The organism is Streptomyces sp. NPDC001480, assembly GCF_042894725.1.
Taxonomy (GTDB): domain Bacteria; phylum Actinomycetota; class Actinomycetes; order Streptomycetales; family Streptomycetaceae; genus Streptomyces.
On record NZ_JBIAVX010000001.1, the window covers coordinates 541,030 to 567,252 of the forward strand.

At 70.6% G+C, this 26,223-nt stretch carries 27 protein-coding genes and 1 pseudogene; 12 read left to right on the top strand and 16 right to left on the bottom strand.

Annotated elements, in window-relative coordinates:
- The first annotated feature begins 45 nt into the window (after nt 1-45).
- The 7 genes and pseudogenes from ACFY01_RS02530 to ACFY01_RS02560 all read left to right on the top strand — a co-directional run bounded on the left by ACFY01_RS02530 (nt 46) and on the right by ACFY01_RS02560 (nt 4,175).
- On the top strand, nt 46-435 hold the full coding sequence (locus tag ACFY01_RS02530) for an STAS domain-containing protein (protein ID WP_390733769.1): 390 nt from the start codon (nt 46-48) through the stop codon (nt 433-435).
- Between the two features lie 94 nt (nt 436-529).
- A complete protein-coding gene (locus ACFY01_RS02535) occupies nt 530-949 on the top strand; it encodes a DUF5994 family protein (RefSeq protein WP_390733770.1) in 420 nt (139 codons plus the stop codon).
- 60 nt (nt 950-1,009) lie between these two features.
- Nucleotides 1,010-1,138, top strand: a pseudogene (locus ACFY01_RS02540) (MerR family transcriptional regulator); the annotation flags it as partial.
- A gap of 231 nt (nt 1,139-1,369) precedes the next feature.
- Complete coding sequence (locus tag ACFY01_RS02545) at nt 1,370-1,576, top strand: cold-shock protein (protein ID WP_020943091.1); 207 nt, start codon at nt 1,370-1,372, stop codon at nt 1,574-1,576.
- 242 nt (nt 1,577-1,818) lie between these two features.
- Nucleotides 1,819-3,333, top strand: coding sequence for a DEAD/DEAH box helicase (locus tag ACFY01_RS02550; RefSeq protein ID WP_390733771.1), 1,515 nt, complete (start codon nt 1,819-1,821; stop codon nt 3,331-3,333).
- A gap of 79 nt (nt 3,334-3,412) precedes the next feature.
- Entirely contained in the window at nt 3,413-3,820 is a 408-nt protein-coding gene (locus ACFY01_RS02555) for a CBS domain-containing protein (RefSeq protein WP_390733772.1), read from the top strand.
- A gap of 67 nt (nt 3,821-3,887) precedes the next feature.
- The gene (locus tag ACFY01_RS02560) at nt 3,888-4,175 is read left to right on the top strand and encodes an SCO5918 family protein (protein WP_390733773.1); all 288 of its coding nucleotides are present in this window, start codon (nt 3,888-3,890) and stop codon (nt 4,173-4,175) included.
- 580 nt (nt 4,176-4,755) lie between these two features.
- Here ACFY01_RS02560 and ACFY01_RS02565 read toward each other — a convergent pair.
- From ACFY01_RS02565 to ACFY01_RS02620, 12 genes are all read right to left on the bottom strand, one after another.
- Nucleotides 4,756-5,256 (bottom strand): Hsp20/alpha crystallin family protein, encoded by a 501-nt coding sequence (locus tag ACFY01_RS02565; RefSeq protein ID WP_390733774.1) that lies wholly within the window; start codon nt 5,254-5,256, stop codon nt 4,756-4,758.
- A 48-nt stretch (nt 5,257-5,304) separates the two neighbouring features.
- On the bottom strand, nt 5,305-7,119 hold the full coding sequence (locus ACFY01_RS02570; RefSeq protein WP_390733775.1) for an FAD-dependent oxidoreductase: 1,815 nt from the start codon (nt 7,117-7,119) through the stop codon (nt 5,305-5,307).
- On the bottom strand, nt 7,119-7,382 hold the full coding sequence (locus tag ACFY01_RS02575) for a UBP-type zinc finger domain-containing protein (protein ID WP_390733776.1): 264 nt from the start codon (nt 7,380-7,382) through the stop codon (nt 7,119-7,121). The genes ACFY01_RS02570 and ACFY01_RS02575 overlap by 1 nt, the downstream gene beginning before the upstream one ends.
- Before the next feature lie 5 nt (nt 7,383-7,387).
- Complete coding sequence (gene trxA, locus ACFY01_RS02580; protein WP_390733777.1) at nt 7,388-7,834, bottom strand: thioredoxin; 447 nt, start codon at nt 7,832-7,834, stop codon at nt 7,388-7,390.
- Nucleotides 7,831-10,470, bottom strand: coding sequence for an ATP-dependent chaperone ClpB (clpB, locus tag ACFY01_RS02585; RefSeq protein ID WP_390733778.1), 2,640 nt, complete (start codon nt 10,468-10,470; stop codon nt 7,831-7,833). Before clpB ends, trxA begins: the two co-directional genes overlap by 4 nt.
- Nucleotides 10,461-10,835 carry a chaperone modulator CbpM gene (locus ACFY01_RS02590; protein WP_390733779.1) on the bottom strand — a complete coding sequence of 125 codons (375 nt, stop codon included), beginning with the start codon at nt 10,833-10,835 and terminating at the stop codon, nt 10,461-10,463. The genes clpB and ACFY01_RS02590 overlap by 10 nt, the downstream gene beginning before the upstream one ends.
- Nucleotides 10,832-11,770, bottom strand: a complete 939-nt coding sequence (locus ACFY01_RS02595; RefSeq protein WP_390733780.1) for a DnaJ C-terminal domain-containing protein — start codon at nt 11,768-11,770, stop codon at nt 10,832-10,834. The genes ACFY01_RS02590 and ACFY01_RS02595 overlap by 4 nt, the downstream gene beginning before the upstream one ends.
- 6 nt (nt 11,771-11,776) lie before the next feature.
- A complete protein-coding gene (locus tag ACFY01_RS02600) occupies nt 11,777-12,361 on the bottom strand; it encodes a nucleotide exchange factor GrpE (protein WP_390733781.1) in 585 nt (194 codons plus the stop codon).
- A 10-nt stretch (nt 12,362-12,371) separates the two neighbouring features.
- Nucleotides 12,372-14,276, bottom strand: coding sequence for a molecular chaperone DnaK (dnaK, locus tag ACFY01_RS02605; RefSeq protein ID WP_390733782.1), 1,905 nt, complete (start codon nt 14,274-14,276; stop codon nt 12,372-12,374).
- 81 nt (nt 14,277-14,357) lie between these two features.
- The gene (locus ACFY01_RS02610) at nt 14,358-14,885 is read right to left on the bottom strand and encodes a general stress protein (RefSeq protein WP_390733783.1); all 528 of its coding nucleotides are present in this window, start codon (nt 14,883-14,885) and stop codon (nt 14,358-14,360) included.
- 719 nt (nt 14,886-15,604) lie between these two features.
- Nucleotides 15,605-16,171 (bottom strand): type 1 glutamine amidotransferase domain-containing protein, encoded by a 567-nt coding sequence (locus ACFY01_RS02615; protein ID WP_390733784.1) that lies wholly within the window; start codon nt 16,169-16,171, stop codon nt 15,605-15,607.
- Nucleotides 16,172-16,516: 345 nt separating this feature from the next.
- Nucleotides 16,517-16,966 (bottom strand): DUF1931 family protein, encoded by a 450-nt coding sequence (locus ACFY01_RS02620; protein ID WP_390733785.1) that lies wholly within the window; start codon nt 16,964-16,966, stop codon nt 16,517-16,519.
- 644 nt (nt 16,967-17,610) lie between these two features.
- Here ACFY01_RS02620 and ACFY01_RS02625 point away from each other — a divergent pair.
- Genes ACFY01_RS02625 through ACFY01_RS02635 form a run of 3 tightly spaced genes read left to right on the top strand, consistent with a single transcriptional unit; the run spans nt 17,611 to nt 19,363 of the window.
- Nucleotides 17,611-17,988 carry a DUF2267 domain-containing protein gene (locus ACFY01_RS02625; RefSeq protein WP_390733786.1) on the top strand — a complete coding sequence of 126 codons (378 nt, stop codon included), beginning with the start codon at nt 17,611-17,613 and terminating at the stop codon, nt 17,986-17,988.
- Nucleotides 17,989-17,996: 8 nt separating this feature from the next.
- On the top strand, nt 17,997-18,290 hold the full coding sequence (locus ACFY01_RS02630) for a glycogen debranching N-terminal domain-containing protein (protein WP_390733787.1): 294 nt from the start codon (nt 17,997-17,999) through the stop codon (nt 18,288-18,290).
- A 17-nt stretch (nt 18,291-18,307) separates the two neighbouring features.
- Nucleotides 18,308-19,363, top strand: a complete 1,056-nt coding sequence (locus ACFY01_RS02635) for an LLM class oxidoreductase (protein ID WP_390733788.1) — start codon at nt 18,308-18,310, stop codon at nt 19,361-19,363.
- Between the two features lie 39 nt (nt 19,364-19,402).
- Here ACFY01_RS02635 and ACFY01_RS02640 read toward each other — a convergent pair whose 3' ends face one another.
- The 3 genes from ACFY01_RS02640 to ACFY01_RS02650 all read right to left on the bottom strand — a co-directional run bounded on the left by ACFY01_RS02640 (nt 19,403) and on the right by ACFY01_RS02650 (nt 22,110).
- Nucleotides 19,403-19,963, bottom strand: coding sequence for an NADPH-dependent FMN reductase (locus tag ACFY01_RS02640; RefSeq protein WP_390733789.1), 561 nt, complete (start codon nt 19,961-19,963; stop codon nt 19,403-19,405).
- A 13-nt stretch (nt 19,964-19,976) separates the two neighbouring features.
- Complete coding sequence (locus tag ACFY01_RS02645) at nt 19,977-20,822, bottom strand: aldo/keto reductase (RefSeq protein WP_390733790.1); 846 nt, start codon at nt 20,820-20,822, stop codon at nt 19,977-19,979.
- 100 nt (nt 20,823-20,922) lie between these two features.
- The gene (locus tag ACFY01_RS02650) at nt 20,923-22,110 is read right to left on the bottom strand and encodes an MFS transporter (RefSeq protein ID WP_390733791.1); all 1,188 of its coding nucleotides are present in this window, start codon (nt 22,108-22,110) and stop codon (nt 20,923-20,925) included.
- A gap of 266 nt (nt 22,111-22,376) precedes the next feature.
- Here ACFY01_RS02650 and ACFY01_RS02655 point away from each other — a divergent pair, with 266 nt between their 5' ends.
- Nucleotides 22,377-23,267 carry a LysR family transcriptional regulator gene (locus ACFY01_RS02655; RefSeq protein ID WP_390733792.1) on the top strand — a complete coding sequence of 297 codons (891 nt, stop codon included), beginning with the start codon at nt 22,377-22,379 and terminating at the stop codon, nt 23,265-23,267.
- 258 nt (nt 23,268-23,525) lie between these two features.
- On the opposite strand, the gene ACFY01_RS02660 is transcribed toward ACFY01_RS02655, so the two are convergent.
- Nucleotides 23,526-23,891 carry a DUF2267 domain-containing protein gene (locus ACFY01_RS02660; RefSeq protein WP_390734028.1) on the bottom strand — a complete coding sequence of 122 codons (366 nt, stop codon included), beginning with the start codon at nt 23,889-23,891 and terminating at the stop codon, nt 23,526-23,528.
- Nucleotides 23,892-24,267: 376 nt separating this feature from the next.
- On the opposite strand from ACFY01_RS02660, the gene ACFY01_RS02665 reads away from it, so the two are divergent.
- Nucleotides 24,268-25,692 (top strand): NAD-dependent succinate-semialdehyde dehydrogenase, encoded by a 1,425-nt coding sequence (locus ACFY01_RS02665; protein ID WP_390733793.1) that lies wholly within the window; start codon nt 24,268-24,270, stop codon nt 25,690-25,692.
- The last annotated feature ends 531 nt before the right edge of the window (nt 25,693-26,223 follow it).

The window sequence follows — 26,223 nt, forward strand, 5'->3', positions numbered from 1 at the left end:
GCCGGCACTGCCGTCCCGCCTTGCTCCCCATCCCTCCGCGATCCGTTGACCACGCAAGGTGGAGCGCCCGCACTCTTCGAGGAATGCCGCATCGTCCGCGCACACGGCGAACTGCACAGGCAGACCGTGGCGCCCCTGGCCCGTGCCCTGGCCGAAGCGCGCGCGACCCGGCCCGGACGGCTCCTGCTCATCGTGGACCTGAGCGAGGCAGTCTTCACCGACTGCAGCATCCTGACGCCACTGTGCGATGCCTGGTACGACTGCCGCGCCCGGAGCGGCTGGCTGCGCATCGTCTACGGCAGTCACGCGACGGACCTGGCCTTCCGCTGCACCGGTCTCCTCGACCGTTTCCCCGCGTACGCCAGCGCGCAGGACGCCTGGGAGGGACGAACGGCCGACCCCGGCGCAGCGGATCCACCCCGACGACCCGCGTGACCGCACCAGCGAGCCGACGCGTTCCCTGCCACCGAGGAACACCGACCCGGCAGAGGACGACGTACCGCGCCGAACCACTCGACAGGACACCTTCATGACGAGCGACCGCCTACGGCCTCCACCACCGGCCCGGCCCCTCCTCCGCCTGTACCTGGCGCCCGAGAGCGCCCTGCCGCGCCGTATCGACGGGGCGTGGTGGCCGCGCACCGCTGATCTCCCGGCAGAACTCCCGCAGCTGCTCTCCGGCCTGCCCCCGGGCTGGGGCCGAATCCTCAGTGTCCGGGTGAACGGCACGGTGTGGACCGGAGCACCGGCCCACATGCTCGTCCGCGACCGGGTCGTCCGGGTGCGCGGGACCACCACGGCACACGCGTCGGGCACCGTCGTTCTGATGGCACCGGGACATGGGCGCAGGGACCTGCTGGTCGTGCCACCGGAGGCGACCGAGCGGGCCGCCGCATCACTTGTGTCCGCCGCCGGTCTTGCGGCGGAATCGGGCAGCTCCGCGTGCTGAGCACGGCGCGCGGGCAGAGTGGAAATCTGTCACGGCGAGCCCACATCTCCGTGCCTGCCGGAGTTAGTCGGTGAAGACCCCATCGAGGCCGCGTGCCGCATCGTCTCCCTTGAGGACCAGCTCGACGACGCCCTGCGCCTGAACCGGGACATACGTCGGAAGCTGGCCGAGCACGTCGCAGATACCTAGTGCCGCCACTACAGAAATACGCGCCGGCACAGGAGGATAATTGCCGGACGCTCCCGAAAACGCATGACCGTCTCCATCCGGCCTGTGTTAACGTGAGAGCAGTTGCAGTTTTGGTTGCCAGAGATTTTTTTCTTTGCAGAGCTTTCCGGATCTTTCCGGAGGGGTGATCATCGCGGCGACTCGGCTCCGCAAAGTGCGGAGTCCGGCACTGCCCCCCAAGGGAGATTCAATATGGCATCTGGCACCGTGAAGTGGTTCAACGCGGAAAAGGGCTTCGGCTTCATCGAGCAGGAGGGCGGCGGCGCTGACGTGTTCGCCCACTACTCGAACATCATCAGCAACGGAGGCTTCCGCGAGCTTCAGGAAGGCCAGAAGGTCAGCTTCGACGTCACGCAGGGCCAGAAGGGCCCGCAGGCCGAGAACATCGTTCCCGCCTGACGCGGACGCGAATCGTCGCGAGCCAGTGGTTCGCGCATCATGTGGCTGGGGCCCGTGCTCTTGGGGTACGGGCCCCAGCTCATTGTTTTTCCCGTTTTTCGGGTTTTCCGGACCGTCGGCCGTCCCCGCTCCAGCGCCACGAGGCCCGGCTCTTTTTTCTTCGGCTCATTCTTGCGAATCCTCGTGCGGTCATCACCGCTGGACGGAATTCCTCGATACGCCGCATCGAGGAAGGTTCTTCCATGAACCGCACCCCCCGTCACACCGGCACCGCTTCCGGCAGCCGCTTCCGTACGCAGGGGACGGGCCGCCAGGGTCCCCCTCCGGGTACCGGACGAAAGACTGGCCAGGGCGCACGCTCCGCCCCGCGCCGACAGGAGTTCGCCCTGCCGGTCACCCTCACCGAGCCGCTGCCGGCGGTCGAGACGTTCACCGAACTGGACATGCCCGCAAGGCTGTTGGCCGCACTCGGCGCCGAGGGCGTGACCGTGCCCTTCCCGATCCAGGCGGCCACACTGCCGAACGCGCTGGCCGGCCGGCACGTCCTGGGCCGAGGTCGGACGGGTTCGGGCAAGACGCTCGCCTTCGGCCTGCCGGTACTGGCCCGTCTGGACGGACAGCGGGCCCAGCCCCGGCAGCCGCTCGCCCTCGTCCTCGTCCCCACCCGGGAACTGGCCCAGCAGGTCACCGACGCGCTCGCCCCCTACGCCCGCGCCCTACGGCTGCGGCTCGCCACCGTGGTGGGAGGCCTGCCGACAGGCCGCCAGGCGAGTGCGCTGCGCGACGGCGCCGAGGTCGTCGTGGCGACGCCCGGCCGCCTCAAGGACCTCATCGAGCGGCGTGCCTGCCGGCTGGACCAGGTCGCCGTCACCGTGCTGGACGAGGCCGACCAGATGGCCGACATGGGTTTCATGCCGCAGGTGACCGCGCTGCTCGACCAAGTTCCCGCGAGCGGCCAGCGGTTGCTGTTCTCGGCCACGCTGGACCACAACATCGACCTCCTGGTACGCCGCTACCTCCACGACCCCGTGGTCCACTCGGTCGACCCGTCCGCGGGAGCCGTCACCACCATGGAGCACCACCTGCTGCACGTGCGCGACGCCGACAAGGACACCGCCGCGACCGAGATCGCCGCCCGCGACGGACGCGCGCTCATGTTCCTGGACACCAAGCACGCGGTGGACCGGCTCACCAAGCACCTGCTGTCCGTCGGGGTACGAGCCTCGGCCCTGCACGGCGGCAAGTCCCAGTCACAGCGGGACCGGACGCTCGCCCAGTTCAAGGACGGCCACGTCACGGTCCTGGTGGCCACCAACGTCGCCGCCCGCGGAATCCACGTCACGGGCCTCGACCTCGTCGTGAACGTAGACCCTCCCGGCGACCACAAGGACTACCTCCACCGCGGCGGCCGTACCGCACGCGCCGGCGAGTCCGGCACCGTCGTCACCCTCGTGCTGCCTCACCAGCGGCGAGCGGTGGACCGTCTGATGGGTGACGCCGGAATCGCTCCGCGCACCGTGCGGATCCGCCCGGGCGAGGCCGAACTGCAACGCATCACCGGCGCCCGGGCTCCCTCCGGTGTGCCCGTCGTCCTCGCCGCACCGGTCGAAGGACGCCCCGAGGGCAAGGGATCCGACGGCCGGCATCACAGGAGCCGGGCCGCCGACCGCGGGAGGAGCGGCCAGGGGGCCGGCCGTGGCGGAAGAGGCCGGGCCGCCGCCCGGGGCCGTCGGCCTGCACCGAGGAACAACCCATAGCTCAAGCCCGGGGAAGCGCTCCCTGCGGCCGGGACGAGCCGTCGCCCGTCCTGCCCGCCCCAACGAAGAGGAGAAGCCCTTGACGACGTTCCCGCCCCGAACACAGCAGCTCGACAGCGCCGACGGCACCGGTCTGACCGCCCGCGACGCCATGCATGCTCCCGGGCCGCAGGTCGACGACCACATGGCGGTCGACGTGGCCCTGTCCGTGCTCATCGGTGCGCGTGTCCCGCATCTGCTCCTCCGGGACGAGGACGGTCGGTGCGCGGGACTGGTCACCCGGGCCCAGCTCGCCGCACACCGCGGCGGCTCGTGGTACAGCGACCGGACGCGGCTGCGGGACATCCCACTCGACCGCGGGCCGTTCACCTCTTCCTCATCGATACTCGGTGAGGCGGAGGCCGCCATGCGGATCCGGACGCTGGACGTGTCCCCCGTGATCGACGAACACGGCTACGCCCTGGGCGTGCTCGCTCTCACGCCCTGACCGTCGTCCGACCGCCGTCGAGCCGTCGGCTTCTCCGGTGTTCTTCCCCACCCATGTGGAGGCAGCCATGCGCTGTGTCATCGCCAGATTCCCCTTCGACCTGATCAAGAGTGAGGTCGAACAGTCCATGAACGGCATCACGCCCGAACCCGTCACCGGCGTGTCCGTGACCATCGGCCGCCGCGTGTACCCCTTGATGCAGGTCGGGGAAGTGATCACCAAGCAGAACCGCCGGGACTTCACCACTGGTGAGATCCGCCGGGCACTGACCCGACTCGGCTTCACCTGCCACGAAGCGCGCCCGGTCACGCCGGCCTGGGACGCGCGAGCCGACGAGGACGCGCTCGGCTGGTGAACGCTCTCGAGATCAACGGCAGGTGAATGGACGTTCGCAGGTTGGAACGCCGAAGGATGTGGCACCCGGCTGGTAGCGGGCCGGACGCACGAACCACGTCCCGGAGGGGCCAACGGTTCGGCAATGAGCCGCGAGGCCGCACGAGGCAGGTACGGCCCGCAGGCCCGGTTGTCGTCGCGGGACTGCCCGGCGACAACCGGTGCGGCCACGCCTGCTGCGGCGCGGCATGGTCCAGGTCTTGTCCCAGCGGGCCGGGCAGCTGGGATGCGAGGTCCTTCTCCCGGGCTGATCCGTTGGGCCAGCACTTCCAGCACGGCGTTGGTGACGTCCGCGGCCTCGTCCTGGTCGTTGCGGTGCCCGCGGTGCCGACCGTCCTCGGCGAGTACAAGGTGCTGCCCGGGCGGTAACGGCGGGCTCCTACTCCCGGCGGCGGGCGGTGCGGTCGGCGATTCTCAGGACCTCGCTCACCGTCAGAACGGTGGGGAGCCACGTAGCGCGTCTCCGCCGCCGTGAGGAGTGTCGAGCCTGGCCGGCCCGGCCGCGGTCCCGGATGGGTGCCCGGAACCGCGGCGCTCGCGTCTCAGCCGCTGCTCTCGGTACTTTCCCTCGTCTCGGTGATCTCGACGTGTCGCGGCTTTGCGACGTCGGCCTTGGGGATGGTGATGCTGAGCACTCCGTCCTGCATCTCAGCCTTGATCTTGTGGGTGTCCAATTCTCCGGGCAGCCGCAATCGGTACTCGAAGGCTCCGACGCGGCGGGTGCTGCGGCGCAGGACACCCTTGCGCTCCCGCTCCTTGATCTCTCCGGTGACCACGAGTTCGGGACCGTTGGCCTCTACGTCAATGTCCTTGCTCTTCACTCCGGGGAGTTCGATCTCTACGTGGAACGCGTCCTCGGACTCCGACACGTCCGCGAGAGGCGTCCACGCAACCGCGGGTGCCGCGCCCACCGTCGACTCCAGCAGGCCGCTCATCTGGTTGAGCAGTTCGTCGAACTCGACCAGGGGATTGAGAGGAGTGGGTGCCCAGACGGGCCTTGCCTGCAGGCCGCCACCGCGGTGGCGGCGGACGGGCATGGCCATCGCAATCGCCTCCTTCTTCCTTCTCGTGATCTCATCGTTCGCCATTCGTCATGCGAGCCATGCGGACTCCTTGTGACGTGTGCGTGGGGAGACGTCCGAGTGGCCCGCGACAGCTGACGTGCCCGTGGTGTCGGGTGCGGCCGAGTGCCCCAGGTGCCGGTGCACGAAGTGGATGGCCATCGCGCCCTCACCGGCCGCGGAGGCCACCCGCTTCACCGAGCCGCTACGGACGTCCCCTACCGCGAAGACCCCGGGCAGGCTGGCCTCCAGGGTCATGCACGGGCGCCCGCGGCCGTGCCACACCTCGGGGGAGACGCAGGCTTCCTGGGCCTCCGGCCCGGTGAGGACGAAGCCGCGGGAGTCGAGGGCGATGATGCCGGCGAGCCACTCGGTGTGAGGTTCGGCGCCGGTGAAGACGAACAGGCTCCGTACGGCGAGCCGGCGGTGCTCGCCCGTGCGGTTGTCGACCACGTCGAGCTCCTCCAGCACTTCCTGGCCGATGACCTCGGTGACCTCGGTGTGCAGGCTGACCTCCACCCGCGGATGGCGCTCGACCTGGTCGACCAGGTAGCGGGACATGTTGGCCTCAAGGCTGGCTCCTCGGACCAGCAGGTGCACCTTCGGCGCGTACCCGGCGAGGAACAGCACCGCCTGGCCCGCCGAGTTGCCTCCGCCGACGACGGCCACCGGGTCGGTGCGGCACTGCTGGGCCTCGTAGACGGTCGCCGAGTAGTGCACGCTCGTTCCCTCCAGGCGTTCGATGCCGGGCACCTGGAGCCGGCGGTAGCGGGCACCCATGGCCAGGACGACGGCGCGGGCGGCGATCTCGCTGCCGTCGGCGAACGCCACGACGTAGTGGTCGTCGTCCTTGGGGTGGAGACCGGTCGCCTCCAGTGGAAGGCTGATCCTGGCGCCGAACTTGTCGGCCTGGAGCACGGCGCGTTCGGTGAGTTCGGCGCCGGAGATGCCGGATGGGAAGCCGAGCAGATTCTCGATGCGGGACGACGTGCCGGCCTGGCCGCCGGTGGCCATCGCCTCCACCACCGTGGTGCTCAGGCCCTCGGAGGCGGCGTACACCGCGGCAGCGAGGCCGGCGGGTCCGGAGCCTACGATGAGGACGTCGCCGTGACGGTCTCCGGTGGGTAGTGACGGCAGGCCGATGAGCCGGGCCAGTTCCGCGTTGCTGGGGTTGCGCAACAGGGTGGTGTCCCGCCAGATGACGAGCGGTGTCTCCTCCGGGCCGACGCCGAAGCGGCGCAGCAACTCCTCGGCCTCCTCGTCGGTCTCCAGGTCGATCCACCGGTGCGGCAGCCGGTTGCGGACGGCGAACTCGCGCAGCCGTCTGGTGTCGGGCGAGTAGCGCGAGCCGACGATGCGGAAGCCGGCGCCCTGTCCGACGAGCAGCGCGCGACGGCCCAGACAGGCGCGCAGCACGACGTCCCCGATGGTGGAGTCATGGGACACCAGGTGGCGCAACTGGTCCAAGGAGACCACGAGGACCTCGCCCGGCTCCCTGGCGACAGCGGTGTAGAAGGCCACCTGTCCGTACAGCAGGCCGAGTTCGCCGATGAAGCGACCGGGGCCGTGCACGCGCAGCAGGTGCTCCTCGGGAGTGCCGTAGTCCTCGACGACGGCGACGGAACCGCTGAGGACGACGAAGAACGTCTCGCAGCGCTCCCCCTCCCGGATCAGCACGTCGTTCGGAGCCATGCTCCGGCGTCGCCCGTGCTCCGCCAGACGTGCTACCTGGTCCTCGGTGAGGCGCGGGTACGCGCCGTAGATGTCCGGGGTCTCCCAGAAGGCGGCCTCGTCCGCCTCCTCCGGCGCCGGTTCCTCGCCCGGCAGCGACTGGTCGCCGGACATCAGACGAACGCCTCGTGAACGTAGCACCAGCGCCAGTCCTCGCCGGGCTGGAACGACTGCACGATCGGATGAGCGTCGGCACCTGCGTGCCTGCGCGCGTGCTTGTTCGGCGAGGAGTCGCAGCAGCCGACGTGCCCGCAGGTCAGGCAGAGCCTCAGGTGGACCCACGGGGAGCCGAGCATCAGACACTCCTGACACCCTTCCGGGGTCAGCGGCTGGACCGGCCGGACAAGCGCGAGGTGGGGGTCTGCGTGCAGGGTCATTCGGATCACCCTTTCCGGGCGGTGATCGACTGTTCCACCCACTGGCGCAGGGCGGGGGCGGGCGCCGCCCCCGCCTGCCGGGCGACCGTCTCGCCCCGGTCGAGGATCAGCAGTGTCGGTACGGCCTGGACCCCGAAACGCTGCGACAGTCGCGGGTTCTTGTCGACGTCGACCTTGACGAGTTTGATTCGGCCGGCGAGATCGGTGGCGACCTTCTCCAGTGCGGGGCTGACCATGCGGCAGGGGCCGCACCAGGTGGCCCACAGGTCGACCACGACGGGGACGTCGGCCCGCTCGGCGACCTCGGTGAAGTCGTCGTCGCCCGCGTCCACCATCCACGGTAGGGGCTGCTTGCAGTGGCCGCACTTGGGGTGGCCCTCCGCGGCCACGGGCACCCGGTTGGTGCGCCCGCAGTGGGGACATCTGACGGTCGTCGCCTGCATCGTGCTCATGCCGCCCGCGCTCCCTTCACGTCCTCGGGCTGGTCGTAGGTGACCACCAGTTCCCCGGCCTCGGCGTCGACGCGGACCGTCGCGCCGTCCTGGACGTCACCGCGCAGCAGGGCGCGCCCGACCATCGTCTCGACCTCGTGGGAGATGTAGCGGCGCAGCGGCCGGGCACCGTACACCGGGTCGTAGCCCTGGTGGGCGATCAGCTCCCGGGCAGCTTCGGTGAGTTCGACGGTGATGCGGCGCTCGGCGAGTCGGCGGCGCAGCTCGTCGAACTGCAGCTCCACGATCCGCTCGATCTGCCGCTCGCCGAGCGGCTTGAACAGCACGATGTCGTCGACGCGGTTGAGGAACTCCGGGCGGAAGTGCCCGCGCAGTTCGCCCATCACCAGGGCGCGGGCGTCCGGCTTGATCTCGCCCTCGGCGGTGGCGCCGTCGAGGAGGTGCTCGGAGCCGATGTTCGACGTCATGATGATCACGGTGTTGCGGAAGTCGACGGTGCGGCCCTGGGAGTCGGTGATGCGGCCGTCGTCGAGGACCTGCAGCAGGGTGTTGAAGACATCGGTGTGCGCCTTCTCGATCTCGTCGAACAGCACGACCGAGTACGGCTTGCGGCGTACGGCCTCGGTGAGCTGGCCGCCTTCCTCGTAGCCGACGTATCCGGGTGGTGCGCCCATGAGCCGGCTGACGGTGTGCCGCTCCTGGTACTCACTCATGTCGAGGCGGACCATGTTCTCCTCGGAGTCGAACAGGGCCGCCGCGAGGGTCTTGGCCAGCTCGGTCTTCCCGACGCCGGTGGGGCCGAGGAAGATGAACGAGCCGATGGGGCGGCGCGGGTCGCGGATGCCGGAGCGGGCGCGGATGATGGCGTCGGCGACGAGTTTGACGGCCTCGTCCTGGCCGATGACGCGCTCGCGCAGGATCTCGTCGAGGCGCAGCAGCTTCTCGCGTTCGCCCTCCTGGAGACGGGCGACGGGGATGCCGGTCCAGGCGGCGACGATCTCGGCGATCTCCTCCTCGGTGACGACCTCGCGCAGCAGCCGGTTCTTCCCTTGTTTGGCGGCCAGTTGCTCCTCCTCGGCCTTCAGTCGGCGCTCCAGGTCCTGGAGGCGGCCGTAGCGGAGTTCGGCGGCGCGGTTGAGGTCGTACGCGCGTTCGGCCTCCTCCGCCTCGTGGCGGACCTGCTCCAGTTCCTGGCGCAATTCCTGCACGCGGCGGATGGCCTGCCGTTCGGCCTCCCACTGGGCGTGTTTGGCGTCGGCCTCGCCGCGCAGGTCGGCCAGTTCCTTGCGCAGTTCCTCCAGGCGGGTCTTGCTGGCGGCGTCGGTCTCCTTGGACAGGGCCGCCTCCTCGATCTCCAGGCGGGTGACGCGGCGGGTGATCTCGTCGAGTTCGGCGGGCATCGAGTCGATCTCGGTACGCAGCCGGGCGCACGCCTCGTCGACGAGGTCGATGGCCTTGTCGGGCAGGAATCGATCGGTGATGTAGCGGTGGCTGAGGGTGGCCGCGGAGACCAGCGCGGTGTCCTGGATCTTCACGCCGTGGAAGACCTCGAGGCGTTCGCGCAGTCCGCGCAGGATGGAGATGGTGTCCTCCACGCTCGGCTCGTCGACCAGGACCTGCTGGAAGCGGCGTTCGAGGGCGGCGTCCTTCTCGATGTGCTTGCGGTACTCGTCGAGGGTGGTGGCGCCGATCATGTGGAGTTCACCGCGGGCGAGCATCGGCTTGAGCATGTTGCCCGCGTCCATGGCCCCTTCGGCGGCGCCCGCGCCGACGACGGTGTGCAGTTCGTCGACGAAGAGCAGGATGCGCCCCTGGGCGGCCTTCACCTCGGCCAGGACGGCCTTGAGGCGTTCCTCGAACTCGCCGCGGTACTTGGCGCCGGCGACCAGGGACCCCATGTCGAGAGCGAACACCGTCTTGTCGCGCAGGCCCTCGGGGACGTCGCCGCGAACGATGCGCTGGGCCAGGCCCTCGACGATGGCGGTCTTGCCGACGCCGGGATCGCCGATGAGGACGGGGTTGTTCTTGGTCTTGCGGCTGAGGATCTGGGTTACGCGGCGGATCTCCGCATCACGGCCGATGACCGGGTCCAGCCGCCCGGACCGCGCCTCGAGGACCAGGTCGCGGCCGTACTTCTCCAGAGCCTCGTAGGCCACTTCGGGGTTGGCGGAGGTGACGCGCTGGTTGCCGCGGATCTGGGTGAGCGCGCTCAGGAACGAATCCCGGGTCACGCCGTGCTCCTTGAGCAGGCGTCCGGCGGCGGTCGCCGAGCCCTCCTCGGCCAGGGCGAGCAGGAGGTGCTCCACGGACACGTACTCGTCCTTGAGGCGTTTGGCCTCCCGCTCGGCGGCATCGAGCAGGCGGGACAGGCGCTGAGTGACGAAGACCTGGCCGGGTGCCGCGCCGGGACCGGTGACCTTCGGGCGGCGGGAGAGTTCCTCGCGCACGGCCGCGCGCAGCTCCTTCGGCTCGGCGCCGAGCTGTTGCAGCAACCGTGGGATCAGACCGTCCTCCTGATCGAGAAGCGCGAGCAGCAGGTGTTCCCCGTCGACCTCGGTCTGCCCCATGCCGACGGCCGCGCTCTGGGCCTCCTGGAGGGCTTCCTGGGACTTCTGCGTGAGACGGTTCATGTCCATGGGGGTGTTTCACTCCTCGTACCGGCGCGGCGCAGGGCGGCTTCGAGCATGCTGATGCGGTCCAGCAGGTCGAGCACCAGGCCGATGGATGTGTAGTTGAGGCACAGCCCGGTGCGCAGCCGCTGGACGCGGGCGAGGACGGCCGGTGCCGTGGGTTCGAACACCAGCCCTCCGGAGGCGTCGCGCTCGGCCTCGACCAGGCCCAGAGCGACGAACCGGCGGACGAGGTCGGGATGGACGCCGGAGCGGCGGGCCACGGTCTGCAGAGAGAGCCTGGGCACCGGCACGATCGCGTACCGGACGCGTGCCGGCGCGGGAGCTGTCGGCCGAGACGCCTGGCGCGCCCGGGCGCGTGGGTCACTCATCGTGTACTCCTGGGGTCGAACGAGGAGACGGCGGCGAGCTCCTCGAAGAGTGCGCGCTCCCGGTCGCTGAGCCTGGACGGCACCATGATCCGGAGCTCGGCGTAGAGGTTGCCGTTCGTGCCGCGCGGGTTGGGCATTCCCTCACCGCGCAGCCGCAGCCGCCGGCCGCTGGACGAGCCCGCGGGCACGCTCACCTTCGCCGCAGCCCCGCTCGGCGTGGGCACCGGGACCGTCGCGCCCAGCGCGGCCTCCCAGGGTGTGACCGGAAGCTCCACGTACACGTCCCGGCCGTCGAGGCGGAACTGGGGGTGCGGCTGGATCCGCACCCGCAGGTACAGGTCCCCCGCGGGGGCGTCACCGCTGCCCCGGCCGCCCTCGCCCGCCAGCCGGATACGCTGCCCGTCGGTGACACCCGGTGGCACGTCGACCTCGTATCGCCGCGGCTGCCCTGTGGGACCGGCGAGCGTGACGGTGCGATGACCTCCCCGGTAGGCCTCCTCGACGGTGAGCGGCAGTTCGGCCTCCTGGTCGGCTCCGGGGACACGCACCCGTCCGGCGCCCCCGAAGAACGAGCCGAACAGGTCCTCGACGTCGACGCCCTCCGCGCCGAAGCCGCTGGTGGCGTACCGGACCCGGGGGCCGCCCCCGGTGGACCAGCGAAAGCCGCCGCCGGGTCCCGCGCCGGCACCGACCCGCTCCTCCCAGTCCTCGGGAACCTTCCGGAAGTCCTCGCCGAAGCGGTCGTAACGGGCCCGCTGGTCGGGATCGGACAGGACACTGAAGGCCTCGTTGATCTCCTTGAACCGCTCCTCCGCCGCGGGGTCCTTGTTGACGTCTGGGTGGTACCTGCGGGCCAGCTTGCGATACACCCGCTGGATCTCGTCCTTGTCGGCGTCTCGCGGGACCCCGAGAACCTCGTAGAAGTCGCGTGCCATGGCCGCTCACTCCCGCTTGGCGACGGTCACGGCGGCCGGCCTCAGCTGCCGCTCGGCCTCGCCGTAGCCGGGGCGCAGCACCTGCGCCACGGTGTTCGGTTCGGCGTCGGGGTCCTGGACCACGCCGACGACCTCGTGCCGGGAGGGGTCGAACGGGACGCCGGTCTCGGCGTGACGCTCGTAACCAAGGCGTTCAAGGATGGACACGGCCTGGTCGCGCACGGCGCGAACCCCCTCGACGATCGCCCCGGGGTCGGAGCCCGCGTGGTTCAGGGCCAGTTCGAGGTTGTCGATGACGGGAAGGAAGGCCGCCGCCGTGCGGGCGCGTTCGACCGCGCGCTCCCGGTCCAGTTCCCTGGCATGTCGCTTGCGCAGGTTGTCCAGATCGGCGAGAGCACGCCGCCAGCGGTCCTCGACCTCTTTCAGCGCGGCCGTGTACTCGTCCTCGACCCCGGCCGGACCGGTGGCCGCGTCGGGCCCCGGTTCGGCCTCCGTGGTCGGCGGCGCGGGCTCGGGCAGGTGGCCCTGCCGCGGTTGCGCGGCGCCTTCGGGCGGTCGGTCGGACGATCGGTCCTGGGGAGGGATCGGCATGGCGGGTACCTCAGCCCTTGTCGAACTCGGCGTCGATCACGTCTTCGTCGGCGCCGGCACCGCCCTGCCCGGAGCCGTCCGGCCCGGTGGTGTCCGACGGACCACTCGCCGCCGCGGCTTCGGCCTGGTGGGCGGCGAGCCCGGCGTAGACCTGCTGGAGTTCGGAGATCAGCGGCCTGACCTTGTCCACTCCGGCCTCGTTCTTGACCGCGTCGCGGGCCTCTGCCACCAGCATCTCGGCTCGCGCCTTTTCGTGCGCGGGCGCGGCGTCGGCCAGTTCGTTCAGACGCTTTTCGACCTGGTAGGCGATCGCGTCGAGTTCGTTGCGGGCGTCGACGGCCTCGCGGAGTGCCTGGTCCTGGCCCCGGTTGCTTTCGGCCTCCTGGACCATGCGTTCGACCTCGCTCCGGTCCAGGTTGGAGCTCTCGCTGATGGTGATGCCCTGTTCCTTGCCGGTGTCCTTGTCGCGCGCGCTGACGTTGAGGATGCCGTTGGCGTCGATGTCGAAGGTGACCTCGATCTGCGGTTCGCCCCGCGGCGCCGGCCGGATGTCGGTGAGCTGGAACCGGCCGAGGACCCGGTTGTCGGCGGCCCGCTCGCGCTCGCCCTGGAGGACGACGATGTCGACGGCCGGCTGGTTGTCCTCGGCGGTGGAGAAGGTCTCGCTGCGGCGCACCGGGATGGTGGTGTTCCGCTCGATGATCTTCGTCATCACTCCGCCGCGCGTCTCCACGCCCAGCGACAGGGGGGTGACGTCGAGCAGCAGGACGTCCTTGACCTCGCCCTTGAGCACCCCGGCCTGGATCGCGGCGCCCAGGGCCACGACCTCATCGGGGTTCACGCTCATGTTGGGTTCCTTGCCGCCGGTCAGTCGGCGCACCAGTGCCTGGACGGCGGGGATGCGGGTGGAACCGCCGACGAGGATGACCTCGTCGATGTCGCTCTCGCCGACCTTGGCGTCGGCCATGGCCTGCTGGACCGGACCGAGGCAACGCTCCACCAGGTCGCCGGTGATCTGCTCGAACGTGGACCGCATGATCGAGTCGGTGAGATGCTTCGGCCCGGAGGCGTCGGCGGTGATGAACGGCAGGCTGACCTGGGTCTGGGTGACGGAGCTGAGCTCGGTCTTGGCCTTCTCCGCCGCCTCGAACAGGCGTTGCAGGGCCTGCGGGTCCTTGCGCAGGTCGATGCCGTTCTCCTTCTGGAAGTCGTCCGCGAGGTAGTCGACCAGACGCCGGTCGAAGTCGTCACCGCCCAGATGGCTGTCACCCGCCGTGGAACGCACCTCGACCACGCCGTCGCCGACATCGAGGATGCTCACGTCGAAGGTGCCGCCGCCCAGGTCGAAGACGAGGACGGTCTCGTGCTGCTTCTTGTCCATGCCGTACGCGAGGGCGGCCGCCGTCGGCTCGTTGATGATCCGCAGCACTTCCAGTCCCGCGATCCGTCCGGCGTCACGGGTCGCGGTGCGCTGGGCGTCGTTGAAGTAGGCGGGCACCGTGATGACCGCCTCCGTGACCCGTTCCCCCAGCTGCTTGGAGGCGTCGTCGGCGAGTTTGCGCAGCACCAGGGCGCTGATCTCCTCGGGCGCGTACAGCTTGTCCCGCACCTTGAAGCGCGCCTCGCCGTTGTCTCCCGGGACGACGTCGTAGGCGACGGCCTTGGCCTCGTCGGGGATCTCGTCGAAGTGCCGGCCGATGAACCGCTTGGCCGAGTAGATGGTGCCCTTGGGATTGAGGATCGCCTGGCGGCGGGCCAGCTGGCCCACCAGCCGCTCGCCTGTGTCGGTGAAGGCCACCACGGACGGCGTGGTCCGGTTGCCCTCGCTGTTGGGCACGACGGTCGGCTCGCCGCCCTCCCACACGGCGATCACCGAGTTGGTGGTGCCCAGGTCGATGCCCACTGCCTTGGCCATGAGGAACTCCTTCCGCGGCGGTCGACGTCCGTCGGCGACCGTTCATCCTCCGGGCCCTGTCCGCCCGGCTTCGAAACTCGTTCAGCTGGGGGCGGCGTCGCTGCGCGGGCGCCGGCCCCCGGAGGAGACGCTCTCCGTGATCGCGCCGGCCCTGCTGTCCAGCCCGGCGACCAGCCGGACGGCCTCATCGGCGACGTCCTCGTCCACCACGACGTCGTACCGGCTGGGCTCCATCGAGCGGACCGAGGCGAAGTTCCGGCGGCCGCCCTGGGCCGCGTGCAACAGCATGCCGAGCAGCGCACCGACGACCGCTCCGAAGATCAGCCCGTACAGCGCGAGGAGCAGACCCGAGACGACCGGATTCAGCCAGTTCAGCAGCCCGAAGATCCAGCCGACGAGTACGCCGGGCAGCGCCCCGGTGGCTGCGCCGTGGAGGGCGGCCTCGCCGTACCCCATTCGACCGATCACCTGTTCGACCAGACGCATGTCCCGACCGATGATCGCCACCTTCTCAACGGGAAAGCCCTGGTCGGCGAGGTGATCGACGGCACGTTCGGCTTCCTGGTAAGTCGAGTACGAGGCAACGGCCCTGCGGGCCTGCTCGGTCATGGCCACTCCTTCCGCCGACGGACCGCCGAGCGGTCCCGACAGGCCCCAGAATGGCTGTTCGCCCGGTCACCCCGCCTGCGCCCAGCGGGTCGAAAAGTGGCACCGGAGGTCGGTCTGCGAGGACAGGAGGCGGGACGACGATCCGGGCTCGTGGCTCGCGGCGGGGTACCTCAGGGTTCGGCCCGGCATGAGGCAGCGGGGCTCACGGATGTTCCGACGCAAGGGACTTCTCCCCCGCTTCGACGCTCAGGAGGCGGGCGGCACCTGAGACACCACCGTGCCCACGGACGAGCAGCGGCACGGCCCCACCCGGACGGCCGCCCCGCTCGGGGCGCACCTCATGGGCTGACGGCACTGTGCCACACACCTTCGACGGCGCGGACGAGCGCGAGATCCTCGGTCTGCCCTGTGCAGGTCGCTGCCCTCGGGCCGTACCCGCGCCGGATATCCTCCCGGGGCCATCTGCGCCGGGCGGTGTCGTCCTGGTTCCCACCCGGGACGCAGGACTCCTTCCCCCTCTCCAGGCCGGTACGGCGCGCCGCGGCGATCCTGTCCCTGGGCGTGGCGACATTCGACGCGGCTGCGCGACGCTACGGCCCGGCGGCCGTACGGGAGGCGAGCGCCCCGGCTGACCGGCCCGTGGGGTGGAGAGCGGGCCCAGCGAGCCCGCTCTCCACCGTGCACCGCCTGCTCCCACCGCCTGCGACCAGGCCGCCGGGTCAGCCGGGCATGGGGTGGTGCGCCCGGGCGAACTGCTCCACGACGGCCGCGCAGAAGGCAGGCAGGTCGGCTGGACCGCGGCTGGTGACCAGCTGCCCGTCGACGACCACCTCCTGGTCGACGACGACCTCCGCGCCGGCGTTGCGCAGGTCGGTGCGGATGCTGGGCCAGGACGTCAGGCGGCGGCCGCGCACGGTGTCGGCTTCCGCCAGGGTCCACGGGCCGTGGCAGATCGACGCGACCGGTTTCCCGCTGGCCATGAAGTCCCTGACGAACTTCACCGCGTCGCGGTCCATGCGCAGTTGGTCGGGGTTCATGGTGCCGCCGGGCAGGAGCAGGGCGTGGTAGTCGTCGACGGAGGCGTCGGCGACCAGGCGGTCCACGGGGAAGGTTCCTGCCGCGTTGAGGTCGAACTGGCGGGCCTGGATCTCGCCGGGATGGAGCGAGAGGATCTCGGTCTTCGCCCCTGCGCCGTGCAGCGCACCGCGCGGCTGGTCGAGTTCCACGCGCTCGACGCCGTCGGCGGCCAGAATCGCCACCCGCATCCCCCGCAGTTCCTGTGTCATGGTACGGCTCCCTTCACGAGTCGCTGGTTGTACGACGCGAGCGGCAGGGACACCCGGCAGGGCCCGTCCGGATCCCTTTTCCGGACCGGGGACTGCGGGGGGGGGCGGCCGAGGATGCCCCGAGCGTGTATGTGCGCGCGATCAGCCGGAGCTGCCGTCCGGGTGGAGGACGACTTCGGACCAGCCGTCGTCGCGGGCGTCGAAGTGCAGCCGCGCTGAAAGGGCAAACGCGAATCCTCGAGCATCTGCGGCGCGACCGGGCCTCGATGAAGGCTCCCGTCTCCACCTTCCGGCCGCCGCCCGGCATGTCGGTTCGGATCGATGACATGCACCGGGGCGCGACTGCTACAGCAGCCGGTCGAACACCGCGGTCACGCCGTCCCAGTGGCTGGTCTGCGGGTTCTTGACATCCGGATACATGATTTTGAACGTCTCGGCGAGGGCGACGCTGAGACCGTCGACGATCTCGGGGTAGCGCTCTTCGGTCTCCTGGGTGGGTGTCCTGTCGAGGGGAGGGTGCGCGGCGAGCTGTTCCAGGATCGGCTTCAGCTCGACCTCCTCGTCGAGCCGCCGGAACCGGTGGATGCTCTCCTGGAGGCCCTTGGTGATCGGCAGGTCCCACGGTTCGACGGTATCCCGGCCGTTGGCCTTGGCCGACGCCTGGCCGACGACCAGGAGGTCGTAGAGCTTGGCGTCGACGAAGTCGCCGTACCGCTTCAGGTCGTTCTTGTCCACGTCGAGGCCTGCGGCGGCGCGGAAGAACCTCTCGAACTTCGACACACCCATCACGGCCATGCCTCTCGCCTCCTCACCGGGAACCGGACGGCGTCCTTCGCTCCCGCCAGCGCCGCCATCGGCTGTTACCGGTCGAGATTCGCAGAGCCCCCTGCTGAGCGCCTCCGCACCCCAGGCCGAAAAAGAACACCCCCTCCTACCCTGGCAGAGCAGCGTGAAATGCGCAGGCATCCCCCGGCCAGCCGTTCCGCCGTCCCTCCGCAGGAAGCTGCGCGGCGTTGCAGCCCCTCGAAGGAGAGCCGCTGACCGGACGACATGACCACCTCGGGGCAGCGGGACTGTGTCGGGGCGCCCCGACGAGCGGCATCACTCCGCCCCTCAACAAGCCAGCAACACACCAGATCAGCGGCCGTGCCCCACAGACACGGCGCCCTGACGCACATCCGGCAGACCGGCGGCGGTGTCCCCCTTGTCGTGGCGGAGGCCGTCTGCACTTGTGCTCGGAGGTCCATGGGGCCCGCCGCTTTTCCGCCCGTCGGGAGCAGGCAGGGTGTGGCCCACATCCGGAGCATGGAAATGGCCTCTGCTGAGGCGCATGCACCATGAGGCGTATCAGCCCGCCACCCCCACACGCACCGCACCCTTCGGTGACTGTCTCAGGTCCCACGTCAGGCGGTTGCAAAGCTTCAGAAAGGGAACGGCTCATGGACTACAACACCTTCCTCGACACCATCACCCGGCGCGCCCCCGTCCCCCCGGAGAAGGCGGAGCCCCTCACCCGCGCCACCCTGGAAACCCTGGCCGAGCGGCTCACCAGGGGTGAGGCGGAGGACCTCGCGTCCGAACTGCCCAAGCCGCTGAAGGAACCGCTGGTCTCTCCCACTCCGGAGGCCGAGCCCTTCGGACTCGACGAGTTCATCAATCGGGTGAGCAGACGAGCAGGGGTGAGCCCGGACGAGGCCCGCGAGGGCGTACGGGCGGAGCTGACCACCCTGAGGGACGCGGTCAGTGATGGCGAGTTCCGCCACGTGATATCCCAGTTGCCCCGGGACTCCGAGGCTCTCGTCGGCGCCCCGGGCTAGAAGGAGCCATGACCGACGAGGTCGGCGCCACCATCGAGGAGACTGAACCGGCCGTACTCACGCTCACGGCGGCCACCTTCACACTGGTCGAGGGGCGGACGTTCTGCGTCTCGGGCACCTCGGACGACATGGAGGCCGAGGTACCGCAGGGGCTGTTCTTCCGCGACGTGCGGGTCATCTCCGACTGGCAGCTCCGGGGGGACGGTCACCGGCGCACCACCTCGCCGTGCTTTCCCAGGACCCCTGAGGACCTCCGGTTGCGCAACCTCAGCACGCGTCTGATGCGCCCGGACTCGGCATGAAATCGCCGGAGGATCGCATGACACAATCGACAGTTCCTTCAGCCGGCGGACCCGTGGACGTCGAAGGCGGGGCGCAGCGGCCGTTCTCCGAGCACGCGGCCATGGCCAGGGCGTATCCCGGCGGCAGGATGACTGTTGGCGCCATCACGCCCCTGGAGGGCTTCGAAGGGCCCGTGCCGTCCCTGGCCGGGCACATCGAACGGATCCAGCAGGCCGAGCGGGCCGGCTTCGCCTCGGTGTGGGTCCGTGACGTGCCGCTGCTGGACCCGAGCTTCGGGGACGCCGGGCAGGTCTTCGACCCGTGGGTGTACCTGGGGCAGCTCAGTGCCCGCACCACCTCGATCACACTGGGGACCGCCAGCATCGTCATGCCGCTGCGGCATCCATTGCACACCGCCAAGGCGGCCGCCTCGGTGGACCAGCTGTCAGGCGGACGGCTCCTGCTCGGGGTGGCCACCGGTGACCGGCCCGTGGAGTTCCCGGCCTTCGGTCAGGACCTGGGCGGCCGGGCCGAGAGGTTCCGGCAGTCGCTGGAGTACTTCCGTGTCGTCCTCGAGCACCGTTTCCCGCACGTGGAGTCGCCGCTCGGCCGGATGCGCGGCACCGATCTGCTGCCCAAGCCGGCGTACCGGCGGATCCCCGTACTGATGACGGGACGCGGCAGGCAGGACCTCCGGTGGATCGCCGACAACACGGACGGCTGGCTGTACTACACCCCGCCGCTCCAGCAACAGGCCGAGAACATCGAGCGGTGGCGGGAGCTGACCCGGGGCGATGGCGGTGGGTTCAAGCCGTACGCGCAGGCCACCTATCTGGATCTGGCCGAGGACCCGCTGGCCCTGCCCCGGCGCATCCACCAGGGCTTCTCGGTGGGCCGGGTGTCGTTCCTGGCGATGATGCGGGCCTGGCAGGACATCGGCATCGACCAGCTGATGATCAACTTCAAGCACAGCCGCCGTCCGGTCGCCGAAGTGATCGACGAACTGGCCGACCACGTGCTGCCGCACTTCCCGCCCGGGCGCTTTGGGGCGCGCGGCGAGCACCGGCGGCCCGTGGAGCGGACCGGGCGCTGAGGAAGCGACCCCGGCGCCCCCTGCGTGAAAGGGCCGGGCTCAGTCCAGGATGGCCCCGGACGGCCGCTCCTGCGCGTAGTCGCACGTGCCTTCCGCCCGGAACTGCAGGGCCGCCCTGGTCACCTCCGCGCCGAGGCCGCGCAATTGGTCCGCGACCGCCTGGTCAGTGAGGCGTCCGTCGCCGTCGAAGACCCGGGAGGACCGCGGGACCGCGAACACCAGCGGCACGGCCCAGCCGCGCAGCGACCTCACGATGAACTCCATCGCGTTGATCGCCTGCAGGCCCTGCACGCCGCCGGCGGTCGTCAGCATCCCCACAGGTTTGTTGCTGAGGTATGCGCCGCTGACCGACCCGTGGTACGTCGGGCTGCTCCACAGCAGGGCGTCGGCGGCCTGCACGATGTCCGCGAGCCGGCGGGCGGACGGAGGGATCCCGTGCTCGGACGTGTAGAACGGAAGACTCAGCTGCTTGAGGTCGATCACCTCTGTGTCGGCGCCCGCCCCGGCCGCCCCCTCGACCGCGACACACAGTGCGGTGAGGCTGGTCGACGGGGTGCGCAGCGAACCCCCCATTCCGACGACGAGCGGGGGGCGCGCCATCCTGTCAACTCCTTCAGAGCATCTCCAGCGGCGTGGGCCCGCTGGGCGGCGGGAACGCCTCGTCGAGGGCGTCGAGCGCCTCGGTAGGAAGGTGGAGGTCCGCCGCGCCGCGGTTCTCCCGAACGTGGTCGGGTGATCCGGAACGCGGGATCGCGGCCACCCCCTGTTCCAGCATCCAGGCGAGTGCCACCTGGGTCGGCGTGGCTCCAAGGGCCCGGGCCACGGCACCCAGAGCCTCGACCTTCAGCAGCCGCCCCTGTTCGATCGGGGAGTAGGCCATGACCGTCACCTCGGCCTCGCGGCACCAGGGGAGCAGATCCCACTCGATGCCGCGCCGGGAGAGGTTGTACAGCACCTGGTCGACGGCCACGGGGTCGCCGCCGGGGAGGGTGGTCAGCTCGACCATGTCGGCGACGTCCAGATTGCTCACCCCCCGGTAACGGATCTTCTCCGCCTCCATCAGGTCGGTGAATCCCGCAAGGGTCTCCTCGAGTGGCCACCGTCCCCGCCAGTGCAGCAGGTAGAGGTCCAGCCGTTCCGCACGGAGCCGCCGCAGGCTGCCCTCGCAGGCGGCGACGGTGCCTTTCCGGTCGGCGTGGCCGGGCAGCACCTTGCTGACGAGGAAGACCTCCTCCCGGCGTCCCCGGAGGGCCTCCCCGACGAGCTCCTCGGCTGCGCCGTCGCCGTACATCTCCGCCGTGTCGACGACGGTCATGCCCAGGTCCACGCCCAGCCGCAGCGCGGCGATCTCCTGTTCACGCCGGGCCGGGTCCTCGCCCAGGTACCAGGTGCCCTGCCCGAGCGCCGCGATCTCCTCACCGGAGGGGAGCGCGACCGTTCTGGCCGATTCCGCAGACATCTCGGGCCTCCCGTCCGCCGCGGTCCTTGTCACGCGCACCCGCACCGGGTGCCCAGGTCCGCGCCTCCCAGACAGCCGTGTCGCATGCGCCACAGGGAGGTCAGGAGGGGCGAGCGGACTGCGCCGACAGCTCGCCGGGACCGGGTGCGCGATCCCGCGACGCGACGGCCACCGACACAACGGCGCCGCAGGAGAGGACCGTCGCGAAGCCGATCATCGCGGTCTGCACGGCGAAGTGCCGCAGGGCGATGCTGAACAGGACGGAGGGCAGGCCCATTCCGAGGTACGCGACGACGAAGAACACGGCGAGGACCCCCGCGCGTGAGGCGGGCTCGGCCACCGAACCGGCACGTTCGACGCCTCCCTTGAACAGCAGCCCGGAGCCGGCTCCCGACAGGGACACGGCGACCAGGTAGAGCCAGAGCGCCGGATGGTAGAGGGCGACGGCGCACAGGATCAGGCCGACCGGGAAGACCACTGCCCCCACGGTCAGGACCCGGGGCAGTGGGAGGCGTCCCAGCACCAGCTGGGCGGCCGCCGCGGAACCGAACATGAGGAAGGCCGCCAAGCCGACCACGAGGTGCGAGTCGGTGTGCAGGGTGCCGTGGAGCACGCTCGCCCCGAGGGAGGAGATCAGGCCGAGGATCGCGAAGGCGAAGGCGCCCAGCGCGCCGGCCGCGCCGAACGTCCGCCGGCCGCCGGGGCGCAGGACGAACCTGCGGGGCGGTTGGGCCGCGGGCAGCTCAAGGTCCACGGTCTCCGGGGTGCACAGCACCAGCGCCAGGCACACTGCCATGGCGAGCGTGAAGATCGCCTGGGTGGTGATCAGGGGCGTGGGAAGCCACTCGGCGGCGGCTCCGGCGACCAGGGGCCCTGAGGCCAGGCCGCCGAGGTTGGCGGCGGTGGCCACGATGCCGGGCAGCACCGAACCCGTCCGTTCCGGACGGGCCTCGTGGTGGAGGTCGTGCAGGTACGTCGTCGCGGTCGAGGCCATCAGCCCCAGTCCGACACCGTTCAGGATCCTGCCCGCGATCAGCCCCGGCAGGTCCCGCCACACGATCAGTACGACCGACGCGACGATGCCGACCAGCAGCGCCGGGACGATGATCCGCCGCCGGCCGAGCCGGTCCGACAGGTGTCCCAGTCCGAGGAAGGCGGCCGCTGCGCCCACGACCATAGAGGCGTACGCCACCGTGACCGTGGTCGCGCCGAAGTGGTCCCGGGCCTCGTACAGCGGCCACAGCGGGGTCGGCGCGGTGCCGAAGGCCATCAGCACGGTGAAGGCCACCGCCACGAGCCAGAAGCCGGTCGCGTGCGAGGCACGGCGCCGGGCGGGGGCGCGGGGCGGCAGGTCGGCGGGAGCGGGTGCTGGGATCCGGTGGGTCGGGTCGCCGGGAGTGTCGGCTGTGGGACGGCTCAGCGGCGTCGGAACGGCAGGCAGGGGTACCCCTCCTCGGGCGGAATCGGATGGCGCTTTCCATCCTCCTCACCAGCCAGGATCAATGCCAACGAATGTTTTTGCTGGGCTCGAGCAATGCGAGTGATACTTCTCGTGTGGAGCTACGTCAGCTGGAGCACTTCATCGCGGTCGCCGAGGAGCTGAGTTTCACGCGTGCCGCCCGTCGGCTGCACGTGGTGCAGTCCGGGGTGTCCGCCGCGATCCGCTCCCTGGAGCGCGAGCTCGGCTGCGCGCTGTTCGAGCGCACGTCGCAGCAGGTCCGGCTCACCGGGGCGGGCGCGGCGCTGCTGCCGGAGGCTCGGGCCACCCTGCACGCCGCCCAGGCGGCCCAGGACGCCGTGCGCGCCGCACAGGACACGCTGCGCGGCACGGTGAACGTGGGCGCCATGGCCTCGGTCGAGGTGGTGGACCTGCCCGCGCTCCTCGGGCAGCTGCACGCGCGGCATCCGGCGATCGACGTCCGGCTGCGGCTCGCGACGACCGGCTCGGCCGGACTGGCGCACGCGCTGCTCCGCGGGGACCTGGACGTGGCCTTCCTGTCGCTGCCCGAGCACAAGCCCGCCGGGATCGACGCACGGGAGCTGGCCACCGTGCCGCTCGTCCTGGTGGTGAGCGCCGCCCATCCGCTCGCGCAGCGGGGGGAGGTGGCACTTGCGGACCTCGCGGGGGAGCCCTTCGTGGACTTCCCGCCGGGCTACGGCAACCGCGAGGTGGTCGATCGGGCGTTCGCGGCGGCGGGCGTCGTACGCCGGGTGGCACTGGAAGTGCCCGACATCGACATGGGGGCGGCACTGGTCCGGCATGGTCTGGGCATCGCCTTCCTGCCCGCGTTCGCCGTTGCCCGCACCCCCGGCCTGCACGTGCTGGGCGTCCACGACACCATGCTCCGCTGGAGCATGCATCTCGGCACGTCGTCGACCCGGCGGCCCAGCTCGGCCCTGCGGGCGCTGCTCGACCTGGTCGACCTCCACGTCATCGCCTTGTGACGCCCGGGCCGCCCCCGGGCGTGGTTCGTCGGTGCTGTCCGGCCCTCCGCGTCCGTCTCGCTCCGGCCGCGACATCTGCCGCAGCATCCGCTGACGCTCAGCCGTCATGACCACACCTTCGTGTGCGCCTCACGCCATGGCGACCGCGAGGGACCAGCGGTCCGCGGGTGTCACCCACCGTGCCGTCCGTCCCCGGCGCACACGCGGCGTGCGGGCCGCTGCCGCCGTGGCGCGGTCGGCGTGCCGAAGGATTCGGGGTCACCCTGCGGATTCGAGGGCCTGGGAGAAGTCCGTTCCGAGCTGCGACATCAGGTCGTTGAACTCCTTCTCGCTGATCGCCTCGCGGAGCACGGCCAGTACGGTCCGCACACCCCGGTCGGCTTCGTCCTCCTTGAGCATGGTGCGTTCGGCCACGCGCCGCACGCTGTCGTAGTGGCCGAAGCGCTCGATGCGGTCCGTGGTTCCCCGGCGCACCGCCTCCGCGAGGCCCTCGGGGAGCTCGGTGATCAGGTCCCTGGCCTCCCCCGGACTCAGCCTGTGGGCCAGCGTCTCGAGCGTGGCCCAGGCAGGTCCGCCGCCTCCTGCCGGCTCAGTCCGGTGCGCTCGGCGACGGTACGGACGAATTCCTCCTCATCCATGCGTCGTCCTCCTTCGCTGCGGTGTTGCGACGAACGGCGCCGATCCCCTGCAAGCCTGCCACGCCGACCCGGCCCGCGCCCGCCCACGGACGGCGGTGACCACGACTACCCACAGCTTGACGCCTCCGTGCACCGTGGTGTGCAGGGCCTCGCCGGCCAGGTTGAGCTCGTCGTATTGCACACAGGCGAAGAGCCACACCATGAGAGCGCCGATGCAGCCGCACTCGGGCGGCGACTCTGCGCGTTCGACGTGAACCACAGAGGACCCGGGTGCCACAGCTTGCCGTGGCATGGGACGAATCAGCACGTGTGAGCGGGTCCATGCGTGGAAACCCGAGGTGCCCCTACTCCAGGGAGGCGTCATGGACGCCCATGTCACTGCCCAGGGAAGCCCCATCGCCACGGTCAACCCGTACACCGGTGAAAGGGTTCGTGAGTTCCCGGCGCTGAGCGCGGAGGACGTGGGGCGCGCGATCGACGCGGCGCACTGTAGCTTTCCGAACTGGCGTGCCCGGTCGACGGCCGACCGGGGGCCTCTCGTGCAACGCGCCGGCCGGCTCATGAGGGAGCGCAAGGAGGAACTGGCGCACCTCCTGACCCTTGAGGTCGGCAAGCTGATCAACTCGAGTCGTGCAGAGGTCGACCTCGCGTCCGACATCCTCACCTACTACGGCGAGCACGGCCCCGAGCTGCTGGAAGAACGACCCCTGCCGGTGCCCGAGGGCACGGCCGTGCTGGTGAACGAGCCGCTCGGCGTCCTTCTCGGTGTGATGCCGTGGAACTTCCCGCTGTACCAGGTCGTCCGATTCGCGGGTCCGAACCTCGTCCTCGGCAACACGATCCTGCTCAAGCACGCGAGTAGCTGCCCCCAGTCCGCACTGGCACTCGAGCAGCTGTTCACGGATGCGGGTGTGCCGACCGGGGTCTACACCAATCTCTTCGTGCGGGGCAGAGACGTCGGGAAGATCATCGATGACTCGCGAGTGCAGGGAGCATCACTGACCGGAAGCGAGCGGGCGGGCGTGAGCTTGGGTGAGATCGCCGGCCGCAATGTCAAAAAGTCCGTCCTCGAGCTGGGTGGCAGTGATCCCTTCGTCGTGCTGGACGATCACAACCTCGAGCGCACCGTGTACGCCGCGTTCCTCGGCCGGATGGGCAACACCGGGCAGTGCTGCGTGGCGGCCAAGCGCTTCATCGCCCTTGCCGACGTCCACGACGCCTTCGTCACCGGGCTGCGTGACCGGATGAGCGAGGTGCAACCGGGAGATCCGGCCGATCCCGCCACCACGCTCGGCCCGCTGTCCTCCGAGGCCGCGGCCGAACTCCTGATGGAGCAGATTCGTGACGCGGCGGACAAGGGAGCCACGGTGGTGCTGGGCGGCGGGCGGCCCGACCTGCCGGGCGCCTTCGTCGAGCCGACCCTCCTCACCGACGTCACACCGGACATGCGGGCCTACCGGGAAGAGCTCTTCGGCCCCGTCGCCACGGTCTACCGGGTCGCCGACGAGGACGAGGCCGTGGCGCTGGCCAACACCTCCCCCTACGGCCTGGGAGGCGCGGTCTTCGCCGCCGACCCCGAACGTGCTCGCGGAGTCGCGGACCGGCTGGAGGCGGGCATGGTATGGATCAACCACCCGACCGCGTCCCGACCGGAGCTGCCCTTCGGCGGCATCAAGCGCTCCGGCTACGGGCGCGAACTCGGCGACATGGGCATCGTGGAATTCGCGAACCGCAAGCTCGTGCGCTACGTGGACGCCGACGCCCCGATCGAAGAAGTGCTGGGCTGACCCACGAGCCGGTCGACCTCACTCTCCATGGCGAGCTGGGCTGTGGGAGCGGGGCGGGCTGCGTTCGAGCGGCTACAGCAGCGGCTCGCCGGACGCGGGACGGCTCCCCCCAGGCACCGCGGCAGTGGCCGGCGCACTTCGTGGCCTGCGACCTGGTCACCGAGGCGACGACCTGACCGGCCGGCCGTACACGCGGCGTCGGGCGGCGCTGGAGGCGTCGCTCGCGAACCGCCGCCTGGCGGCGCCGTTCATGGGGACCGTGTCCACTCCTCAGCCGCTTGAATCACCAGGCCGGTGCGCACCAGTACCGCGCCACCGTGGACGCCTGGTGCGTGCCGCGCGGCAGTCGGTCCACACCACCGCCGTGCAGTGCGCACCGATGCGGCGCGCATCGATGGTGGATACGCGGTATCCCCGGTGCAGATGCGGCGAATCGACGGGGCTCGCCGAACGCCCTCACGGGCGCGCAACGGGACTCTGGCCAAGGCCGGGCTGGTGCGGTTGGCTCGCGCCCCGGTCGTCCCGCTGTCC

Excerpts from the sequence above, each read along its gene's own strand:
- ACFY01_RS02535 (WP_390733770.1), top strand. The coding sequence starts at position 530 with ATGACGAGCGACCGCCTACGGCCTCCACCACCGGCCCGGCCCCTCCTC.
- ACFY01_RS02545 (WP_020943091.1), top strand. The coding sequence starts at position 1,370 with ATGGCATCTGGCACCGTGAAGTGGTTCAACGCGGAAAAGGGCTTCGGC.
- ACFY01_RS02550 (WP_390733771.1), top strand. The coding sequence starts at position 1,819 with ATGAACCGCACCCCCCGTCACACCGGCACCGCTTCCGGCAGCCGCTTC.
- ACFY01_RS02560 (WP_390733773.1), top strand. The coding sequence starts at position 3,888 with ATGCGCTGTGTCATCGCCAGATTCCCCTTCGACCTGATCAAGAGTGAG.
- ACFY01_RS02565 (WP_390733774.1), bottom strand. The coding sequence starts at position 5,256 with ATGGCCATGCCCGTCCGCCGCCACCGCGGTGGCGGCCTGCAGGCAAGG.
- ACFY01_RS02570 (WP_390733775.1), bottom strand. The coding sequence starts at position 7,119 with ATGTCCGGCGACCAGTCGCTGCCGGGCGAGGAACCGGCGCCGGAGGAG.
- ACFY01_RS02575 (WP_390733776.1), bottom strand. The coding sequence starts at position 7,382 with ATGACCCTGCACGCAGACCCCCACCTCGCGCTTGTCCGGCCGGTCCAG.
- trxA (WP_390733777.1), bottom strand. The coding sequence starts at position 7,834 with ATGAGCACGATGCAGGCGACGACCGTCAGATGTCCCCACTGCGGGCGC.
- clpB (WP_390733778.1), bottom strand. The coding sequence starts at position 10,470 with ATGGACATGAACCGTCTCACGCAGAAGTCCCAGGAAGCCCTCCAGGAG.
- ACFY01_RS02590 (WP_390733779.1), bottom strand. The coding sequence starts at position 10,835 with ATGAGTGACCCACGCGCCCGGGCGCGCCAGGCGTCTCGGCCGACAGCT.
- ACFY01_RS02595 (WP_390733780.1), bottom strand. The coding sequence starts at position 11,770 with ATGGCACGCGACTTCTACGAGGTTCTCGGGGTCCCGCGAGACGCCGAC.
- ACFY01_RS02600 (WP_390733781.1), bottom strand. The coding sequence starts at position 12,361 with ATGCCGATCCCTCCCCAGGACCGATCGTCCGACCGACCGCCCGAAGGC.
- dnaK (WP_390733782.1), bottom strand. The coding sequence starts at position 14,276 with ATGGCCAAGGCAGTGGGCATCGACCTGGGCACCACCAACTCGGTGATC.
- ACFY01_RS02610 (WP_390733783.1), bottom strand. The coding sequence starts at position 14,885 with ATGACCGAGCAGGCCCGCAGGGCCGTTGCCTCGTACTCGACTTACCAG.
- ACFY01_RS02615 (WP_390733784.1), bottom strand. The coding sequence starts at position 16,171 with ATGACACAGGAACTGCGGGGGATGCGGGTGGCGATTCTGGCCGCCGAC.
- ACFY01_RS02620 (WP_390733785.1), bottom strand. The coding sequence starts at position 16,966 with ATGGCCGTGATGGGTGTGTCGAAGTTCGAGAGGTTCTTCCGCGCCGCC.
- ACFY01_RS02625 (WP_390733786.1), top strand. The coding sequence starts at position 17,611 with ATGGACTACAACACCTTCCTCGACACCATCACCCGGCGCGCCCCCGTC.
- ACFY01_RS02630 (WP_390733787.1), top strand. The coding sequence starts at position 17,997 with ATGACCGACGAGGTCGGCGCCACCATCGAGGAGACTGAACCGGCCGTA.
- ACFY01_RS02635 (WP_390733788.1), top strand. The coding sequence starts at position 18,308 with ATGACACAATCGACAGTTCCTTCAGCCGGCGGACCCGTGGACGTCGAA.
- ACFY01_RS02640 (WP_390733789.1), bottom strand. The coding sequence starts at position 19,963 with ATGGCGCGCCCCCCGCTCGTCGTCGGAATGGGGGGTTCGCTGCGCACC.
- ACFY01_RS02645 (WP_390733790.1), bottom strand. The coding sequence starts at position 20,822 with ATGTCTGCGGAATCGGCCAGAACGGTCGCGCTCCCCTCCGGTGAGGAG.
- ACFY01_RS02665 (WP_390733793.1), top strand. The coding sequence starts at position 24,268 with ATGGACGCCCATGTCACTGCCCAGGGAAGCCCCATCGCCACGGTCAAC.